The 18,161-nt window shown below is 73.6% G+C and carries 15 protein-coding genes; 8 read left to right on the top strand and 7 right to left on the bottom strand.

All coding sequences use genetic code 11. The annotated features are described in order from the left end of the window. The first annotated feature begins 1 nt into the window (after position 1). Positions 2-781, top strand: coding sequence for a sirohydrochlorin chelatase (locus ACWDR0_RS18840; protein ID WP_456352815.1), 780 nt, complete (start codon positions 2-4; stop codon positions 779-781). Between the two features lie 148 nt (positions 782-929). Then, entirely contained in the window at positions 930-1,124 is a 195-nt protein-coding gene (locus ACWDR0_RS18835; protein WP_456352814.1) for a DUF4236 domain-containing protein, read from the top strand. A 46-nt stretch (positions 1,125-1,170) separates the two neighbouring features. On the opposite strand, the gene ACWDR0_RS18830 is transcribed toward ACWDR0_RS18835, so the two are convergent. Then, positions 1,171-1,716 (bottom strand): DUF1697 domain-containing protein, encoded by a 546-nt coding sequence (locus ACWDR0_RS18830; protein ID WP_456352813.1) that lies wholly within the window; start codon positions 1,714-1,716, stop codon positions 1,171-1,173. A gap of 216 nt (positions 1,717-1,932) precedes the next feature. On the opposite strand from ACWDR0_RS18830, the gene ACWDR0_RS18825 reads away from it, so the two are divergent. Then, positions 1,933-4,227, top strand: coding sequence for an MMPL family transporter (locus tag ACWDR0_RS18825; protein ID WP_456352812.1), 2,295 nt, complete (start codon positions 1,933-1,935; stop codon positions 4,225-4,227). 145 nt (positions 4,228-4,372) lie between these two features. Here ACWDR0_RS18825 and ACWDR0_RS18820 read toward each other — a convergent pair whose 3' ends face one another. The 3 genes from ACWDR0_RS18820 to ACWDR0_RS18810 all read right to left on the bottom strand — a co-directional run bounded on the left by ACWDR0_RS18820 (position 4,373) and on the right by ACWDR0_RS18810 (position 7,517). Beyond that, positions 4,373-5,713, bottom strand: a complete 1,341-nt coding sequence (locus ACWDR0_RS18820; protein WP_456352811.1) for an ABC transporter substrate-binding protein — start codon at positions 5,711-5,713, stop codon at positions 4,373-4,375. A gap of 14 nt (positions 5,714-5,727) precedes the next feature. Continuing rightward, on the bottom strand, positions 5,728-6,543 hold the full coding sequence (locus ACWDR0_RS18815; RefSeq protein WP_456352854.1) for a carbohydrate ABC transporter permease: 816 nt from the start codon (positions 6,541-6,543) through the stop codon (positions 5,728-5,730). A gap of 68 nt (positions 6,544-6,611) precedes the next feature. Then, on the bottom strand, positions 6,612-7,517 hold the full coding sequence (locus ACWDR0_RS18810; protein WP_456352810.1) for a carbohydrate ABC transporter permease: 906 nt from the start codon (positions 7,515-7,517) through the stop codon (positions 6,612-6,614). A 170-nt stretch (positions 7,518-7,687) separates the two neighbouring features. On the opposite strand from ACWDR0_RS18810, the gene ACWDR0_RS18805 reads away from it, so the two are divergent. The 3 genes from ACWDR0_RS18805 (at position 7,688) to ACWDR0_RS18795 (ending at position 9,616) form a co-directional block, all read left to right on the top strand. Continuing rightward, positions 7,688-8,539 carry a phosphotransferase enzyme family protein gene (locus tag ACWDR0_RS18805; RefSeq protein ID WP_456352809.1) on the top strand — a complete coding sequence of 284 codons (852 nt, stop codon included), beginning with the start codon at positions 7,688-7,690 and terminating at the stop codon, positions 8,537-8,539. A 112-nt stretch (positions 8,540-8,651) separates the two neighbouring features. Then, complete coding sequence (locus tag ACWDR0_RS18800) at positions 8,652-9,239, top strand: TetR/AcrR family transcriptional regulator (protein ID WP_456352808.1); 588 nt, start codon at positions 8,652-8,654, stop codon at positions 9,237-9,239. After that, a complete protein-coding gene (locus tag ACWDR0_RS18795; protein WP_456352807.1) occupies positions 9,236-9,616 on the top strand; it encodes a hypothetical protein in 381 nt (126 codons plus the stop codon). The genes ACWDR0_RS18800 and ACWDR0_RS18795 overlap by 4 nt, the downstream gene beginning before the upstream one ends. A gap of 244 nt (positions 9,617-9,860) precedes the next feature. On the opposite strand, the gene ACWDR0_RS18790 is transcribed toward ACWDR0_RS18795, so the two are convergent. Next, a complete protein-coding gene (locus tag ACWDR0_RS18790) occupies positions 9,861-10,583 on the bottom strand; it encodes an exonuclease domain-containing protein (RefSeq protein ID WP_456352806.1) in 723 nt (240 codons plus the stop codon). Positions 10,584-10,747: 164 nt separating this feature from the next. Beyond that, a complete protein-coding gene (locus ACWDR0_RS18785) occupies positions 10,748-11,989 on the bottom strand; it encodes an SAV2148 family HEPN domain-containing protein (RefSeq protein WP_456352805.1) in 1,242 nt (413 codons plus the stop codon). 396 nt (positions 11,990-12,385) lie between these two features. On the opposite strand from ACWDR0_RS18785, the gene glgX reads away from it, so the two are divergent. Both glgX and treY read left to right on the top strand, forming a co-directional pair. Beyond that, the gene (gene glgX / locus ACWDR0_RS18780; RefSeq protein ID WP_456352804.1) at positions 12,386-14,533 is read left to right on the top strand and encodes a glycogen debranching protein GlgX; all 2,148 of its coding nucleotides are present in this window, start codon (positions 12,386-12,388) and stop codon (positions 14,531-14,533) included. A 104-nt stretch (positions 14,534-14,637) separates the two neighbouring features. Then, positions 14,638-17,064: a malto-oligosyltrehalose synthase gene (treY, locus tag ACWDR0_RS18775; protein ID WP_456352803.1), complete on the top strand. Its 2,427-nt coding sequence runs from the start codon at positions 14,638-14,640 to the stop codon at positions 17,062-17,064. Between the two features lie 190 nt (positions 17,065-17,254). On the opposite strand, the gene ACWDR0_RS18770 is transcribed toward treY, so the two are convergent. Beyond that, on the bottom strand, positions 17,255-17,827 hold the full coding sequence (locus ACWDR0_RS18770; protein WP_456352802.1) for an FHA domain-containing protein: 573 nt from the start codon (positions 17,825-17,827) through the stop codon (positions 17,255-17,257). Between the last annotated feature and the right edge of the window lie 334 nt (positions 17,828-18,161).

Genomic DNA, 18,161 nt, shown 5'->3' with positions numbered 1-18,161 from the left:
CGTGTACGGACCCCGTCTTCTCGTCGTCGCCCACGGCAGTCGCGATCCGCGGCATGCCGCGACCGTCCACGCCCTGGTGCGCCGGGTACGGTCGCTGCGGCCCGGGCTGCGCGCGGAGACGGGGTTCCTCGACTTCAACGCGCCCTCGGTGCCCCGGGTCCTGGAGCGGATCGCCGCCGAGGACCCGGAGGCCGGGGTGGTGGCGCTGCCGCTGCTGCTGACCCGGGCCTTCCACGCCAAGTCCGATATCCCCGCCGTACTGGCGGAGGCGTCGGTCCGGCTGCCGGGGCTGCGGATCCGGCAGGCGGGCGTCCTCGGCCCGTCGCCGCTGCTGACTGCGGCGGTGGGGCGGCGGCTCCACGAGGCGGGGGCCGGCCGGACCCCCGCCGCACGACGCTCGACGGGGCTGGTCCTGGCCTCGGCGGGCTCCACAGACCCGGAGGCGATCGCAGCGATCGCAGAAACGGCGCGGGAGCTGCGGCGCACCGGTTGGTGCTCCGTGCGGCCTGCGTTCGCCTCCGCATCCCTTCCGCGTACGGAGGACGCCGTACGCCTGCTGCGGGCCGACGGCTGCTCCCGGGTGGCCGTCGCCCCGTATGTGATCGCCCCCGGCCGGCTTCCGGACCGGATCGCCGAGGGCGCGCGGGACGCCGATGTCCTCGCGGACGTGCTGGGCCCCGGCCCGGAGCTGGCCCGGCTGGTCCTCCAGCGGTACGAGGAGGCCGTACGCCCCGCGGAAGCGGTTCCGGCGGTGCTCGGCGGCCTCGGGGTTACCGCCTGATCCGGCGGCCCCCGACCCCGAGGGCTTCTCGGGGTCGGCCGCGGCCGGCCCGGCGGACCGGTGGTGACAGGATCGTGGCAGACCGGTGACCCGCGGACGGTGCGCAGAAAGGCACCATGGAAGCCGCGCCCCGGGGAAGGAGACTCCCATGCCGTTCCATTACCACAAGCGAATTACCGTGATCCCGAAGCTGCTGCACGTCACGATCAGCCCGCGCGGGCTGTCCTGGTCGCTGGGCGGTCGGCGGGCACATGTCACCCGGCACAGCGGCGGTGGGCGCAGCGCCTCGGTCCGGCTCCCGGGCGGCTTCAGCCTCCGCCGGGACTCCCACCGGCACCACTGACCTCCGCGCGGCCCCGGCCGTTCTCGCGAAGGCCCCGTCCGGCCGCTCAGCCCGTCAGCTCGGCGAGCTTTCTGACGGTGTTCCAGTTACGGGTGGTGGCGACGAGGCCCCTGGTGACGGCGGGGCGGGCCAGTATCTCGGCGAGTTTCGAGCGGCCGAGCCCGTCGGGGGCGTACAGATACAGTGCCCGGTCGCCGAGCCGGAAGTCCTCCGGCGCATGGGCGTCCCGGTCGATCCCGGCGAACCGGGCCTCGGTCACCGGCTCCGAGAAGTAGGTGACATGGAGCTGCCGGGCCTCCAGTTGCGCGGCCGGGAAGGCGCAGTCGTCGACGACGGCCCGCAGATAGTCCGCGCCCCGGACCAGACAGTCGACGGTGAAGCCGAAGTGCTCCTCGATGGCCCGCTCCAGACCGCGGGCAAGAGCGTCCTCGTCGCCGGATTCGCTGGTGAAGACCGCGTTGCCGCTCTGGAGATGGGTGGCGACCCCGCCGTGTCCCAGCCCTTCGAGAACGGCCCGCAGCTCGGCCATGGGCACCTTGCGGTGCCCTCCGACGTTGATCCCCCGCAGCAGTGCCGCGTATCCGTTGCCCATACCGCCCAGCGTAGGTCCTCGCCGCGCTCCCGGTAGGTGTAAGGGGCCGATGGTTCCGGGCTCGGGGGCCGGACCACTACCGGCGGAGGAGAAGAGCCCCGCCGGGCTCACCGGTGAGGCGGATCCCCCGGCCGCCGGCCGCCCCTAGCGTCGTGTCCCGTAGCAAGAAGTCGCCGGCGCGGGGCCGGCGTTGTGCCGGGAGGGGTACGGACGGTCATGGGTCGGAGAGGGAGTACGGGAGCCGCGGAGAGAACGCGTCCCGCGGACGGCGGGCCGCGGGGCTTCGCCGCACGGGCCGGAAGCTGGAGCGCCCGGCACCGCTGGGCGGCGGTGGGCATCTGGGTGCTGTTCGTCCTGGTGACGATGGTCGCCGGTTCGGCGGCGGGCCAGCAGGAGCTCAAGCCCACCGACCAGCTCAAGGGTGAGACCTCGCAGGCCGCGAGGATCATCGACAAGGCCGGCATCGAGGACCCGGCGACCGAGCAGGTGCTGATATCGGCCCGGGGCGCCGAGGGGCCGAAGACGACGGATCCGGAGTTCAGGTCCGCGGTGGACGCGGTGCTGAAGGCCGTGGCCGCGACCGGTGAGGCCACCGATCCGACGTCCCCGTACGACAGCGGGGCGATAGCCGAGGACGGCCGCAGCGCCCTCGTCCAGTTCGATGTGCGCGGGGACCCCGAAACGGCCGGCGACCGGGTCGAGCCGCTGCTGAAGGCCGTCGCGGAGGTCCAGAAGGAGCACGAAGGGCTGCGGATCGAGCAGATCGGCAGCGCCAGTATGGAGCGGACCTTCGACAAGGCGTTCGGAGACGACTTCAAGCAGGCGGAGTACTCGGCCGTGCCGGTCGCCCTGGGCATTCTGCTGATCGCGTTCGGCGCCCTGGTGGCGGCGCTGATCCCGGTGGTCCTGGCGATCACCGCGATCATGGCCACGATGGGTCTGATGGGTCTGGTCAGCCATCTGATGCCGATGTCCGACACCGCGAACTCGGTGATGCTGCTGGTGGGCCTCGCGGTCGGAGTGGACTACTGCCTGTTCTATCTGCGGCGGGAGCGCGAGGAGCGGGCCGCCGGGCGGGACAAGGAGACCGCGATCGCGATCGCGGCGGCGACCAGCGGCCGGGCCGTGGTGGTCTCGGGCGTGACGGTCTGCGTCGCCATGGCGGGCATGCTGTTCACCGGTGTCGGCGACTTCGAGTCGATGGGCATGGCGTCGCTGATCGTGGTGGCCGTGGCGATGGTCGGCTCGGTGACCGTGCTCCCGGCGCTGCTGTCGCTCCTCGGCGACCGGGTCGAGAAGGGCCGGGTGCCGTTCCTGGCGAAGCTGAAGAAGGGCAACGGCGAGAGCCGGTTCTGGAGCGCGGTCCTCGGCCGGGTGCTGCGGCGCCCGGTGGCCTCCCTGGTGATCGCGACGGGCGCGCTGGCGGCGATCGCCCTGCCCGCGGTCGGCATGAAGACCCAGGAGCTCAAGCTGGACCAGGAGTTCGGCTCGTCGATGCCGATCGTGGCGACGTACGAGCGGCTGAACCAGGCGTTCCCGGGCGGTGCGGAACCGGCGGCGGTGGTGGTCCGCGCCCCCGATATCGACGGGGCCCCGGTGAAGTCCGCGATCGACGCCTTCACCAAGCAGGCGGTCTCCTCCGGCGCCTCCCGCGGGCCGGTCGAGGTCACCGTGCACGCCGACGAGAACGTCGCCTTCATCTCGGTCCCGCTGGTCGGCGGTTCCGACCAGGAGCAGGCCGAGAAGAGCCTGGACCTGCTCCGTGACAAGGTCAGGCCCGCGGCCTTCGGCTCCCTCTCCGGCGTCGAGGCACCGATCACCGGCCAGGTCGCCGGGTCGAAGGACTTCACCGACCAGATCACCGGTGCGGTGGCCCCGGTCTTCGGCTTCGTCGTGGTCTTCGCCTTCGTGCTGATGCTGCTGTCGTTCCGGTCGGTGACCATCGCGATCACCTCCGTACTGCTGAACCTGCTCTCCGTGGCGGCCGCCTACGGCATCCTCACAGCGGTCTTCCAGCACGGCTGGGGCGCCTCCCTGGTGGGCGCCGAAGGGGTGGGCGCGGTCGTCGCCTGGCTGCCGCTCTTCCTCTTCGTGATCCTGTTCGGCCTGTCGATGGACTACCACGTCTTCGTGGTCTCCCGGATCCGGGAGGCGAAGGTCCGCGGCCGGAGCACGCCCGAGGCGATCACCCACGGGGTGGTCACCACGGCGGGCGTCGTCACCAGCGCCGCCGTCATCATGGTCGCCGTGTTCGCGATCTTCGGCACCCTGTCCATGCAGTCCATGAAGCAGATGGGCGTGGGCCTGGCGGCGGCGGTCCTGATCGACGCGACCGTGATCCGCGGAGTGCTCCTCCCGGCGGTGATGGCCCTCCTCGGCGAGCACAACTGGTACTTCCCGCGCTGGCTGCGGTGGCTCCCGGACCTGACCCACGACGAGCCGCAGGAGACGGAGCCGCGGGGCGCGGCACCCGAGGCGGGCGACGAGCGCAGGGAGCCGGCCCGGGTGTAGCGCCCAGGGGCACGGGGAACCGCGCGAGCAACCACGGACGGCCCGCGGGCAGAAGACGGCACTCGTCTCCCGCGGGCCGTCCGTGGCCTGTCTCCGGGGCCCCAGAGATACGAGGGGCCCCGGGGCAGCACCCCGGGCCCGGGGCCTACCGCTGGTAGCGCGCCAGCACCAGGTTCCCGTCGCGTTCCAGACGGCGCTTCAGTTCGCGTTCGCCGATCGCCCCGCTGTAGTACTCCTGGTACGCGGGCGTGGCCACCTTGTCCTTCCACTCCGGATAGCCGCGTACGGACTGCGCGGGGGCCGGGCGCAGTCCCCGGGCGAGGGCCGTGCCCACCCCCCAGCCGTCCTTCTCGGCGCGCAGCGCCGGGTCGGCGAGGGCCGCGGTGCCCGTGGGGAGCATCCAGTCGCCCTTGGCGAGCCGGACCATGTTCGCTGGGCGGAGCATGAAGTCGATGAACGCGGCTGCCTCCCGCCGGTGCGGGCTGTCCTCGGCGACGGAGAGGGTCTGCGGACTGACGCCCTGGACCGCGCCGCCGGGGCCGACCGGCATCGGCAGGACCGTCCACTCGAAGCCGTCGGGCGCCTGCTGGGCGATCTGCTGGCGGTAGGAGAAGCCGAGCGGGACCATCGCGTACTTGCCGCCGAAGAGTCCGGGCAGGGCGTCGGAGCCGCCGGAGCCGAGGATGGTCCGGGACGCCGTACGGTCCTCGTTGACCTGGTCGCGGATGACGTCCGGCACCAGGGCGTCGCCGTCGCCGAAGCGGATCCGGACCTTGCCGCCGGACTCCCGGTGGAAGAGTCTGCCGCCCGCCGAGAGACCGAGGTTGAGGGTGGTGGCGACGGGCTCCCTGAGCGGCCAGGCGACGGCGTACCGCCCCTTCCCCATCGAGCGGGTCAGCTCCCGCGCGACCTCCCGGAACTCCTCCCAGGTCCAGGGCCGTTCGGCGGTCGGCGGCCTGATGCCCGAGGCCGCCAGGATCTTCCGGTTGGCGATCAGCACCTTCGGCTCCTGGAGGAAGGGCACGCCGTACACGCCCTCGCCGAAGGTGGTGGTCTCCCAGCTCGCTCGCGGGATGTCGGCGGTCAGCCGGGCCGGGAGCAGGGGGCGCAGATCCGCGAGATAGCCGCCGTAGGCGAAGTCGGCGAGGTCGTCGGAGGCGTTGTGGACGACGTCGGGGGCCTCGCCGCCCTCGAAGGAGGTCAGCAGCTGGTCGTGGACGCTGTTCCAGCTGCCCTGGACGTACTCGACCCGTATGCCCGGGTTGGCCGCGTTCCACTCGGCCACCAGTTCCCTGTTGGCCTCGACGGACTCCTGCTGCCAGGCGAGGGAGAGGAAGCGGAGTCTGACCTCGCCGTCCGCGGAGTCCGCGCCGCCCGGGGAGCAGGCGGCCGACAGGGTCAGCAGCAGCGCCAGTGCGGCCACGGCGGCGGGCAGCCGCCTGCGGGCCGTGGACGTACGGGAGGACCGGGCGGCGGGGACGGGCATACGGGACCGGCCCATCACTTCACCGCCCCCGCGAGGACTCCCCCGGTGATCCGCCGCTGGATCAGCGCGAAGATCACCAGCGACGGCAGGGTGGCGAGGAAGGCGGCCGCGGCGAGCGGGCCGAGGTCCGCCGCGCCCTCCGCGCCGAGGAAGTGCGTCAGCACCACCGGCAGGGTCTGTTTCTCCGGCGATTTGAGCAGCACCAGGGCGAAGAAGAACTCGTTCCAGGCGATGATGAACGCGAACATCGCGGTGACCGCGATCCCGGGCGCCAGCAGCGGCGCGGTCACCGACACCAGGGTCCGCAGCCGCCCCGCGCCGTCGACGGCGGCCGCCTCCTCCAGTTCGCGCGGTACGGCCCGGACGTATCCGGCGAGCATCCAGAGCGCGAAGGGCAGCGCCCAGACCACGTACACCAGGATCAGCCCCCAGAGGGTGTTGATCATCCGCAGGTTCTTCAGCACCAGGAAGAGCGGGATGATCAGCAGGACGAAGGGGAAGGCCTGGCTGACCACGACCCAGCCCGTCGCCAGCGTGGCCGGTCTGCCCCGGGTACGGGCGATGAGATAGGCGGCCGGGGTGGCGATCAGTACGGCGATCGCCGCCGCCGCCAGCGCGACCAGCAGGCTGTTCCCGGCGGCCCGCAGCAGCGGGTGCTCGTCGAACGCCTGGCGGAAGTTGGCCAGGGTCGGTTCGTCGGGGATCCAGGTGGGGTGGAGGGACCCCAGCTCCTTCGCGGGCTTCACGGCCGTGGACAGCAGCCACAGGAACGGCAGGGCGAGGAAGAGGAGATACGCGGCGAGGGCGAGGTACTGGCCGGCGCGGCCCAGGGTCCGGCGCGGATCACGGGTCCGGCACGGATCACGGGTCCGCGGCGGCTTCGCCGGGGCGGTACGGGTCACTTCTCGTCCCCTCCTCGGAGCCTGCCCACCAGGAACACGGCCAGCACCACCGAGATCACCGCGACCATGACGCAGCCCATCGCCGCGGCATAGCCGAACTGGCCGTAGCGGAACGCCTCCTCGTAGGCGAAGAGGGTGGGCAGCCGGGTCCGGCCGCCGGGGCCGCCGGCCGTGAGCACCCACACCAGGGCGAAGGCGTTGAAGTTCCAGATGAGATTGAGCGCGGTGATCGCCAGGGCGACGGGTCTGAGGGCGGGCCAGGTGACGGTCAGGAACCGGCGCCAGGCCCCCGCGCCGTCGAGGGCCGCCGCCTCGTGGAGTTCGCGCGGGGTGTTCTGGAGGCCCGCGAGCAGGGCGACCGTGGTCTGGGGCAGACCCGCCCAGATGCCGACCACGATCACCGCGGGCAGCGCGGTGCCCAGACCGGTCAGCCAGTCGCGGCCGTCGCCCAGCCCGAAGTCCCGGATGGTCTCGTTGAGGATCCCGGCGTCCGGGCTGTAGACGAGCCGCCACATGATGCCGACCACGACCTCCGGCATCGCCCAGGGGATGATCGCCAGCGATCTGGCCAGCCAGCGCAGCCGCAGCTTCTGGGTGAGCAGCAGTGCCAGCCCGAGGGCCAGGAGGAACTGGGGGACGGTCACTCCGACGGCCCACACCAGTCCGATGCCGAAGGACTCCCAGAACAGGGTGTCCTGCCGCAGATCGCGGAAGTTCAGGGCGCCGATCCACTCGGTGGGTTCGGTACGGCCCGCCTGGGCGTCGGTGAAAGCCAGCCCCACTCCGTAGAGCAGCGGGCCGACGCTGAGCACCAGGATCGGGAGCAGGGCGGGCAGCACGAGGAACCAGGCGCCGTGGTCGAGCAGTCTGCGGGGCCGCGGAACCGTCGTCGCGTCCGTCACCGATGCGGCTCCTTCGCCTCCGGGAAGCGGTTCGGCGGTGTGACCGCCCTCACTCTCGCTGGCCCTGGCCATGGTCCTGAGCGGCCGGGGGGCCGTCAAGGACGCCTGCCGCGGATGCGACACTTTGGCGTGTTCGCACGGGTGAGTACGGAAAGGCGGCGGACACGACGGTGGACGCGACACAGGCACGGGACGTCCTCGCGGCGGCGGGTATGCCGGCAGGGGAGCTGCTCTCCCTCGGGGAGAACGCGGTCTTCGCGGTGGACGGCCTGGTCGTCAAGATCGGCCGGACGGCGGAGCTGCTGGCCCGGGCGGAGCACGAGGTCGCCGTCGGCGCGTGGCTGGCGGGGGCCGGGGTGCCCGCGGTACGTCCCGCCGAGTCCGCCGCGCGGCTCGTCGACGGGCATCCCGTCACGGTCTGGCACCGCCTCCCGGACGCGGTACGCCCCGCCGGCCCGGCGGATCTGGCGGCCCTGCTGCGGCGGATCCACGCCCTGACGCCGCCCGCCGGTCTGGTACTGCCGCCCCGTGAACTGCTGGGCGGTGTCGAACGGTGGCTGCGGCTCGCGGGCGATGCGATCGACCCGGCGGACGCGGCGTATCTGCGGGAGCGGCGCGACGGATTCGCCGCGGCGGCGGCAGAGCTGACGCCGCATCTGCCGCCGGGCCCGATCCACGGCGACGCCCTGCCGCGCAATGTCCATATCGGCCCGGACGGTCCCGTCCTGGTCGACCTGGAGACCGTCTCGGCGGATCTCCGGGAGCACGACCTCGTGGTGATGGCCCTCTCCCGGGACCGGTACGGGCTGCCGCCCGCGGCGTACGACGAGTTCACCTCCGCCTACGGGTGGGACGTCCGGGAGTGGGACGGCTGCGCGGTGCTGCGCGGGGCCCGGGAGACGGCGAGCTGTGCGTGGGTGGCGCAGCACGCCCCGGCGAATCCGAAGGCACGGGCGGAGTTCACCCGCCGCGTGGACTCCCTCCGGGACGGCCGTCCCGAGGTGCGCTGGCACCCCTTCTGATGCGCCGGCACTCCTTCCGAGAGGTACGCCGCACGTTCTGAAAGCACTCCGTACGGTGCCCGGGTACCGACTCCCTTGATTACCATACGGGTCGACCCGTATTATAAATGGCATGAGCCTCTCCCCGTCCTCACGAGGACGCCCCAGGGACCCCCGGTCGCACGAGGCGATCATCGGCGCGACCACCGAACTGCTCGTCGAGACCGGCTATGCCGGGATGTCCGTCGGCGCGGTGGCCGCCCGCGCCGGTGTCGGCAAGGACACGGTCTACCGCCGGTGGCGGGGCAAGCCGGAGCTGGTCTACGAGGCCGTCTTCACCACCACCGACCAGGCCCCGGCCCCCGACACCGGAACCCTGGCCGGGGACCTCACCGCCCTGCTGCACGGTCTGGTCGGCGAGTTCCGCGCGCCCGCCGCCGCGGCCGCGCTGCCGGGGCTGCTCGCCGACTTCGCCGCCGATCCGGTACTGAAGGAGCGGATCCGCGGCGACTTCCTCGCCCCGTCGAAAGAGCGGCTGTCGATCGTCTTCGAACGTGCCGCGGCACGCGGGGAGATCGCCGGCGACACCCCTGTGGATCTGGTCCTGGACACCCTCGCGGGAGCCGTGTTCTTCCATCTCGGGCTGGTCGGGCAGGAGCCGGACCGGGAACTGGCCGCACGGCTGGCCACCATCGTCGCCAAGGGGGTCGAGCTGCGGTGAACGGATGGTTCCTCACGGCCGGCGCCGTCGCCGCGGGCACCGCCGCGATACATATCGCCGCCGGGCACCGGGACGTGGTGCGCCCGCTGCTCTCCTCCGGGATGCCCGACGAGCCCCGGCGTGCCCTGCACGCCGTCTGGCACATGGTCAGTGCCGACCTGGTGCTCTCCGCGGCCGCCTTGTTCTGGATCGCCCTGGCGGACGATTCGGCGGCGGCCCGCGCGGTGGCCTGGTTCACGGCCGCGCACTTCGCCGCGTACACGGCCGTCTTCCTGGTCATCACCCTGTCGGCCGGGTGGCCGAGGCCACTGCTGCGGCTGCCGCAGTGGATCCTGCTACTGCCGGTCGCGGCACTGACGGCGGCGGGCGCGGCCTGAACCGTCCCCGGAGGCGCACGGCGCCCGGCGCGCAGCAGCACCGGCACGGGGCCGGAGGTCGTGCGCCCGCGCCCCAGGCGGACGGTACGGAGTGCCGGACCCCGCCTGGCGGCACGCCGGACGCCGTGGACCCTCGCCCCGGGCGAACGGCGCCGCGCGGCGTCCGGGCGCGCCCTGATGACGGGCGGCCGTACACCGGGCAGGTCCGGCCGCTCCCCCGGTCCCGCGGCCCCGGTGGGTGGTCTCAGCGGGCGGCGACGGCCGGTTCGCGGAACGGCCAGGCCGCGTCGACCGTGGCCGAGGCATCGCCCTTGCGCCGCAGGAAGGACTCGAAGTCTCTGGCCCAGGAGGCGTACCAGCGGATCTGCTGCTCGTGCAGCTCTCCGGGCGTCAGCCCGGCCACCGACGGATGCCGTTCGCCCAGCGCACGCGCGACCGCGACCGCCGCCTCGGCGTCCGCGGTGGCGTCGTGCGCTTCGGCGAGCGCAACACCGTACTCCGCGCTGACCGCCTCCAGCGTGCGCTTCCCCTTGCGGTAGCGGTCGGCGGCACGGTCGATCGTCAGCGGGTCGACGACCGGGCCGGGGGTCCGCCCGCCGAGCCGGTCGGCGAGTGACGGCAGCCCGTGGCGGGCCAGCTCGGCGCCGAGGAGCGTGAGATCGAAGGAGGCGTTGTACGCCACGACCGGCACCCCCCGCTCCCAGGCCCCGCACAGCTCCGCGGCGACCTCGTCGGCGACCTCACGGGCGGGACGGCCCTCGGCGGCGGCGCGCTCGGTGGTGATGCCGTGGATCGCGGACGCCTGCTCGGGGATCCGGATGCCGGGGTCGGCGAGCCAGACCCGGCGGGAGGCGGCACCCCCGGGCCCGGTACGGACGACGGCGGCGGTGACGATCCGCGCCTCCCAGGGCTCGGTGCCCGTCGTCTCCAGATCGAAGCCGACGAGTTCTTCGGTGTGCCAGGCCATGGTGGACCCCCTCCTTGGTGGTGCTGCTCCCCCGGATGCTTCTCACCCTGTCATGTGCCACTGACACTCCTGGGACCGGCACTCCCGCGACGGGCACCGCGGAGCCCGGGGTGCCCGGAGCGCCCGGCGTGGCCGTCGGGCCGTACTGCCCGGAGGGCCCGGGCTCAGGAGACCGGACGGGAGTCGGCCCACACCGACTCGAACTCCTCGCGATAGGTCTGGAAGAGCCCGGGATCGCCGGGGTCGCCGTGCTGGCCGGCCCGGACGTAGGAGCGCCGGGCGCCGCGCAGCACCAGGACCGGTGCCTCCATGCCCCGGGCGGTGCGCAGATAGGTCTGGACGACGGCGATGCCGTCGGGGCCGTCGCCGTCGACGAGGTAGGCGGTGAAGCGCGGGGTCTCGTCGAAGACCTGGATCTCGAAGGCGCCGGGGTCGCGGAGCAGGGAGCGGACCCGCCGCATATGGAGGATGTTCATCTCCACGGTCCGGCTCAGCTCGCCCTTTCTGAGGCCGAGTTCCCGTTCGCGCCGTTTGACGGCGCTGCTCGCCGGGTTGAGGAAGAGCAGCCGGACCCGGGCCCCGCCCTCGGCGAGCCGTACCAGGCGGCGGCCGGAGAAGTTCTGGACCAGGAGGTTCAGCCCGATGCCGATGGCGTCGAGACGGCGGGCCCCGCCGAACAGGTCCTCGGCGGGCAGCTGGCGCTGGAGGCGGACCCGGTCGGGGTGGACGGAGACCACATCGGCGTAGCGGTCGCCGACCAGGTCCTCGACGGCGTCGACGGGCAGCCGGTCGGCGGACCGGCCGCCGGTGCCGCTGCCGAGCATCTCCAGCAGCCGCGCGGAGGCGCGCTCCGCCTGGGCGAGCACGGCTTCGTTGAGGGCCCGGTTGCGCGAGACGACGTTCCGGGTGACTTCCAGTTCGTCGAGGGCGAGTTCGACGTCCCGCCGGTCGTCGAGGTACGGCTCGAAGCAGGGCCAGTGCTGGACCATCAGCTCGCGGAGCTGGGGCAGCGTCAGGAAGGACAGCACATTGTCGTCGGCGGGGTCCAGGAGATAGCCCTTGCGGCGGGAGACCTCGCGTACCGCGACCGCCCGCTGGACCCACTCCTGACCTGCCGGGCCGGCCGCCGCGACCACCCAGTCGTCGCCGTGCACGGGCTCGTACACGGGCCGCAGGACCGCGGCGACGACGGCGCGCAGCCGCTGTTCGACGAGGTTCAGCCAGATGTACGCGCGCCCCGCGCGCTGGGCGCGGGTGCGCACCTCGGCCCAGGACTCGGCGTCCCAGTCGAGTTCCGCCCCGATCTCCAGCGGTCTGGCGAGGGACACCGCCCCCGGCGGGACGTCGGCGGGATCCCCCTCGTGACCGCTGTCACCGGGGGGTAGCTCCAGCCCTCCCGAGCTCACCGGCGTCCCCTTCCCGTCCCCCACCAAAGATCACCGCAGACTACTCCGCAAGCGTGAGGAGGTGCAGCCGGATCGCCGGGCCGGCTTTTCAACTTCCGCCGGGGCCAGGGGTGTTATTCCGGCCATTACAGGCCGGAGTGAGCGGATTCATAGCGGGCGGACCGCGGTTCCGGGGCGGCCGCTGCCCGTACGGGCCCGGTGGGGAGCGGCGCCGGGTTCCGGACGCGGCGCGAACACCGAACGGACCAGGCCCGGTTTACGCCGTTCGGGTGAGTGTCGGAACGCGCCGTTGACGCCGCGTGCGTCCGGGGGCGCACCGGGGGCGCTCACGGTACGTTCGGACGGGATCCGGGCCCCGTCCCCCACCCGCCCGGACCGGAAGGGGCGGAGTTCCGTATGCAGGTCTGGCCGGGACGGGCGTATCCCCTGGGCGCCACCTTCGACGGCGCCGGCACGAATTTCGCGGTGTTCTCCGAGGCGGCGCGGCGTATCGAGCTGTGTCTGCTGCACGACGACGGCTCGGAGGAGCGGGTCGAGCTGCGCGAGGCGGACGCCTTTGTCCGGCACGCGTATCTGCCGGGCGTGATGCCGGGACAGCGGTACGGCTTCCGGGTGCACGGCCCCTACGAACCGGAGCGCGGGCACCGGTGCAATGCGTCGAAGCTGCTGATCGACCCCTGTGCACGGGCCCTGAGCGGCTCCGTGACCTGGGGCGAGCCGGTCTACGGCTACCACTTCGGCCGTCCGGACTCGCGCAACGACCTGGACTCGGCCGGGCACACGATGGCGTCCGTCGTGGTGAATCCTTACTTCGACTGGGGGGACGACCGGTCCCCCCGGACGGAGTACCACCGGACGGTGATCTACGAGGCCCATGTGAAGGGCCTGACGATGCTCCATCCGGAGCTGCCGCCGGAGCTGCGCGGCACCTATGCGGGGCTGGCCCATCCGGCGGTGATCTCGCACCTCACCGAGCTGGGCGTCACCACCCTGGAGCTGATGCCGGTCCACCAGTTCGTCCAGGACCACCGGCTGGTGGACGCGGGGCTGCGCAACTACTGGGGCTACAACACGGTCGGCTTCTTCGCCCCGCACAACGCCTATGCCTCCTGGGGCGAGCGGGGCGAGCAGGTACTGGAGTTCAAGCACGCGGTACGGGCGCTGCACCGGGCCGGCATCGAGGTCATCCTCGATGTGGTCTACAACCACACGGCGGAGGGGAACCATCTGGGCCCGACCCTCTCCTTCCGGGGTCTGGACAATGCCTCCTACTACCGGCTCGCGGAGGACCGGCGGCACTACACGGACACCACCGGCACCGGGAACTCGCTGCTGATGCGCTCCCCGCACGTCCTTCAGCTGATCATGGACTCGCTGCGGTACTGGGTGACGGAGATGCACGTCGACGGCTTCCGCTTCGATCTGGCCGCGACCCTGGCCCGCCAGTTCCACGAGGTGGACCGGCTGTCGTCCTTCTTCGACCTGGTGCAGCAGGATCCGGTGGTCAGCCAGGTGAAGCTGATCGCCGAGCCGTGGGACGTGGGCGAGGGCGGCTACCAGGTGGGGAACTTCCCGCCGCTGTGGACCGAGTGGAACGGCAAGTACCGGGACACGGTCCGGGACCTGTGGCGCGGGGAGCCGAAGACCCTGCCCGAGTTCGCGTCCCGGCTGACCGGCTCCTCCGATCTCTACCAGTGCGACGGGCGCCGCCCGCTGGCTTCCATCAACTTCGTGACCTGCCACGACGGTTTCACCCTGCGCGACCTGGTCTCGTACGACACCAAGCACAACGAGGCCAACGGAGAGGGGAACCGGGACGGCGAGAGCCACAACCGGTCCTGGAACTGCGGGGCCGAGGGCGCGAGCGACGATCCCGCGGTGCTGGAGCTGCGGGCCCGTCAGATGCGGAACTTCGCTGCCACCCTGATGCTCTCGCAGGGGGTGCCGATGCTGAGCCACGGCGACGAGTTCGCCCGCACCCAGGACGGCAACAACAACGCCTACTGCCAGGACAACGAGCTGTCGTGGGTGCGCTGGCCGAAGCCGGGCGAGACCGGGGTGCCCGGGGAGCAGTCGCTGCTGGAGTTCGTCCGGACGATGGTGTGGCTCCGCCGCGACCATCCGGTCTTCCGCCGCCGCCGGTTCTTCCGGGGGCAGCCGGTGAACGGCGACGGCGGGACGGACGGCCCGGCCGGGGCGCTGACGGACATCGCCTGGTTCACCCCGGAGGGCGAGGCGATGACCCAGCGGGACTGGCAGGCGGCCCGGCCGGGCGCGCTGTCGGTGTTCCTCAACGGGGACGCGATCTCGGAGCCGGGTGCGCGGGGCGAACGGATCCGCGACGACTCGTTCCTGCTGATGTTCAACGCGAGCCCCCGGGACCTCCTCTTCACCGTTCCGGCGCGGCACGGCAAGGGCTGGCGGGTCGTCGTGGACACCGCGCGCCCGGAGGGTGTGCCGCCGGGCGGCGGACAGCGGGTGGCGGCGGGCAGCGGGCTGCGCCGGCTCAACCGCAGCCTGGCGGTGCTGCGCCGCCCCGCCTGACCGGTCCGGGACCGGACCCGCGCGGGGCCCGGCCGGGGCGCGGGGTCACCCGTACGGACGCGGCACGGGCCGCACCGCGCGGGCGGGCGGGTACGTACGCCGGTATGACCCCGACGCCCGTGTCCGTCCCCACCGCCACCTACCGGCTCCAGCTCCAGCCCGCGTTCCCGTTCGCCCGGGCCGCCGCCGTCCTGCCCTACCTCGCCGGGCTGGGGGTCTCCCATCTGCACCTCTCACCGGTGCTGGAGGCGGTCCCCGGCTCCACCCACGGCTACGACGTCACCGACCCCACCCGGGTCCGCGGCGAGCTGGGCGGCGAGGAGGGGCTGCGGGCGCTGGCCGGAGCGGCCCGGGAGCACGGGATGGGCCTGGTCGTGGACATCGTGCCGAACCATATGGCGCTGGTGCCGCGGCACAGCCCGGCCCTGTGGGACGTGCTGCGGCTGGGGCCGGAGTCGCCGTACGCCCGCTGGTTCGACATCGACTGGGAGGCGGGCGGCGGCAGACTGCTGCTGCCCGTGCTGGCCGGGCGGTTCGGGGACGAGCGGGAGCGGCTGCGGTTCACGGGGGACGCCGGGGGCACGGCCGGGAACGCGGTCGCGTACGGGGAGCACCGGTTCCCGCTCCGCCCGGGCACCGCGCCCGACGGGCCGCCGGCCGGCCCGGTCCCGGTGTCCGTACTGGACGCCCAGTGGTACCGGCTGGGCTGGTGGAAGCTGGCCCGTACCGAGCTGAACCACCGGCGCTTCTTCACCGTCGCCGAGCTGATCGGGGTCCGGGTGGAGGACCCGGAGGTCTTCGACGCCACCCATGCCAAGCTGCTGGAGCTGGTGCGGGACGGGGTCGTCGAGGGGCTGCGGGTGGACCATCCGGACGGCCTCGCCGATCCGGAGGCGTATCTGCGCAGGCTGGCGGAGGCGACCGGCGGGGCCTGCTGGACGGTGGTGGAGAAGATCCTCACCGGGGACGAGCGGCTGCCGGCGTCCTGGCCGGTCGCCGGGACCACCGGCTACGACGCGCTGCACCGTATCGACGGGCTCTTCACCGATCCGGCGGGCGCGGCGGAGCTGGCCGTCCGGTACCGCGAGTTCACCGGACTGCCCGCGGACCGGGGCGGCCGCTGGGAGCCGACCCGGCTCCGGGCCGCGTACCGGATGGCCGGGCACGAGCTGGCGGCGGAGATCTCCGCGCTGACCCGGCTGGCGGAGCGGGCCTGTGCCGGCGACCCCGTGCTGCGGGACCACGCGCCGTGGGCGCTGGCCCGCGCGATCCGGGAGCTGCTGGTCCGGCTGCCGGTCTACCGGCCGTACCGGACCGGCGGCGACGAGGTGCCGGCCCCGGCCGCCGCGGTGGCCGCGAAGGCCGCCTTCACCTCGGCGGACGAGGCCACGGCGGTGGACGCGGTACGGGACCTGGCGCTGGGCCGGGCGGGCGGCGGCCCGGACCACGAGGCGTTCCGGGCCCGGTTCGCGCAGACCGCGGCGGCGGTACGGGCCAAGTCGGTGGAGGACACCGCGTACTACCGCTGGACCCCGCTGCTGAGCGCGAACGAGGTCGGCGGGGATCCGGCCCGCCCGGCGGTGAGCCCCGGTGAGTTCCACGCGTACGCCGCCCGGACCGCCCGGGACCGGCCCGCCACCGGGACCGTGCTGACCACGCACGACACCAAGCGGAGCGCCGATGTACGGGCCGGGATCACCGTGCTGTCGCAGTGCCCGGAGCGCTGGTCCGCCTTTCTGGAGCGGGTCACGGCGGAGGCGGCGGACCGGCCCGGCGGCCGGGCACCCGATCCGCAGCTCGCCTGGGCGGCCTGGCAGACGGCGCTCGGCTTCGGCTTCCCCTATGAGGAGCGGCTGCGGGCGGCCCTGCTGAAGGGGGCGCGGGAGGCGGGGCTGCACACGGGCTGGGCGGAGCCGGACGAGGCGTACGAACGGGCCCTGGCGGAGTTCACCGCCACGGGCCCGGCCGGGCCGCCGCTGTACTCGGTGGCGTCGTTCGCCCGTGAACTGGAGCCGTATGTCCGGGCGGACGTGCTGGGTTCGGTACTGCTCCAGCTCACCATGCCGGGGGTGCCGGACCTCTACCAGGGCACCGAGCGCGACTACCGGGCGCTGGTGGACCCGGACAACCGGGCCCCCTTCGAGGAGGGCCCCGCCGGTCCGAAGACGGCGCTGACCCGGGCCGCGCTGACCCTGCGGCGGGAGCGGCCCGGGGTGTTCGGCCCCTCGGGGACGTACGAGCCGCTGGCGGTCTCGGGTCCGGCGGCGGAGCACTGCGTGGCGTACTGCCGTACCGGCGAGGTGATCGCGGCCGTCACCCGGCTCTCCCTGCGGCTGGCGGAGGGCGGCGGCTGGCGGGAGACGGCGGTGGCGGTGCCGGACGGGGTGTGGCGGGACGTGCTCTCCGGGCGGGAGGTGGCCGGCGGCCGCCGGGTGGCGGCGGCGGAGCTGTTCCTGGACGGGCCGGTCGCCCTGCTGGTCCGCGCGGGGGACGGCGGCGGCGCGCAGGACGGCGGGGCGGCGGGGTCGTGAGGCGGGGCGGGCCGTGGGGCGGGCCGGGGCCGCGCCTGCCGGAACGGCCGGGACATGCGTAAGGCGGTACGGGGCCGGGCCCGGTGAACCGGCCGGGACGTGCACGAGGCGGTACGGGGCCGGTGGACCGGCGGCGGGGCCGGGCCGCGGAGCGTGCGGCGGCGGACGGTCCCGGCGGGCGGCGGGGCCGTCAGCGCCCGGTGAGCCGGAAGGCGATCCGGCCGAAGGACACCGCGTCCCCGTCGCGTACGGGCACCGCGCCCGTCACCCGACGGCCGTTCACCGTCGTCCCGTTCATCGACCCGAGGTCGCGCAGCATCCACTCGGTGCCGCGCAGGCTCAGCTCGGCATGGGCCCGGGAGACGCTCTCGTGCGTCAGCCGCAGTCCGTTGCCCGGGTCCCGGCCTATCCGCAGGGGATAGGGGCCGGGCTCCGGCAGCAGCAGCGGCGGCAGCTGCTCCGCCGTCCACGCCCGGCGCAGCCTGACCAGGAAAGCGGACACCCCGCCGACGGAGCGGACCACCTTCCCCGGCAGCCCCGGCTCGCCGGAGCGGAGATCGGCGGTGAGGGCCGCCAGCTCCTCCGGGCTGCGGGCGGCGAGCGCCAGCTCCATCCGGCGCAGGAACGTGTCATGGGAGAGCCTGCCCACGGCGGCCCCCTCCCGGAGCACATCCACCACCCGGTCCCGCTCGGCGTCGGACGGCCGCAGCGGAACCGGAAGCCCGGAGAGCCCCCGGGGCGGGGTCGGCAGGGAGGAGGTCACCCCCCGATTGTCGGCCCGGCACCGGCGGGGTGTCCAGAAAACGGCCGGTGTTGACCTTCGCCGCACCGCTCCCACCTGCATGGAAGCAACCGTTCCGGCACAGCTTCGCCACAACGGCCATGACGGTGTTTCAGTACCGGGTTTCCGTACCGGCCCGGTGGGCGGTTCGGGTTCCGCGGGGCCTTCCGGGGCCGGGGCCGCGGCGAGCCGGGCGCCCGCGCCGCGCCCCGGCCGCCCGCGGACCGGCCCGCGGAAAGTCCTGGACGCCTCCCGCCGCGTCCGGTTATTGTGATCACGACGCCGCAGACCGAACGGAAGGAGGCGAGTGCCGTGC

The sequence above is a fragment of the Streptomyces sp. NPDC003691 genome (genome assembly GCF_053981115.1).
Note: the sequence above shows the minus strand (reverse complement) of the source record. Positions and strands in the feature narration are given on the sequence as shown.

Bases quoted from the DNA above. Each gene is read 5' to 3' on its own strand.
- ACWDR0_RS18835 (WP_456352814.1), top strand. From the start codon at position 930: ATGCCGTTCCATTACCACAAGCGAATTACCGTGATCCCGAAGCTGCTG.
- ACWDR0_RS18830 (WP_456352813.1), bottom strand. From the start codon at position 1,716: ATGGGCAACGGATACGCGGCACTGCTGCGGGGGATCAACGTCGGAGGG.
- ACWDR0_RS18825 (WP_456352812.1), top strand. From the start codon at position 1,933: ATGGGTCGGAGAGGGAGTACGGGAGCCGCGGAGAGAACGCGTCCCGCG.
- ACWDR0_RS18820 (WP_456352811.1), bottom strand. From the start codon at position 5,713: ATGCCCGTCCCCGCCGCCCGGTCCTCCCGTACGTCCACGGCCCGCAGG.
- ACWDR0_RS18800 (WP_456352808.1), top strand. From the start codon at position 8,652: ATGAGCCTCTCCCCGTCCTCACGAGGACGCCCCAGGGACCCCCGGTCG.
- ACWDR0_RS18790 (WP_456352806.1), bottom strand. From the start codon at position 10,583: ATGGCCTGGCACACCGAAGAACTCGTCGGCTTCGATCTGGAGACGACG.
- glgX (WP_456352804.1), top strand. From the start codon at position 12,386: ATGCAGGTCTGGCCGGGACGGGCGTATCCCCTGGGCGCCACCTTCGAC.
- treY (WP_456352803.1), top strand. From the start codon at position 14,638: ATGACCCCGACGCCCGTGTCCGTCCCCACCGCCACCTACCGGCTCCAG.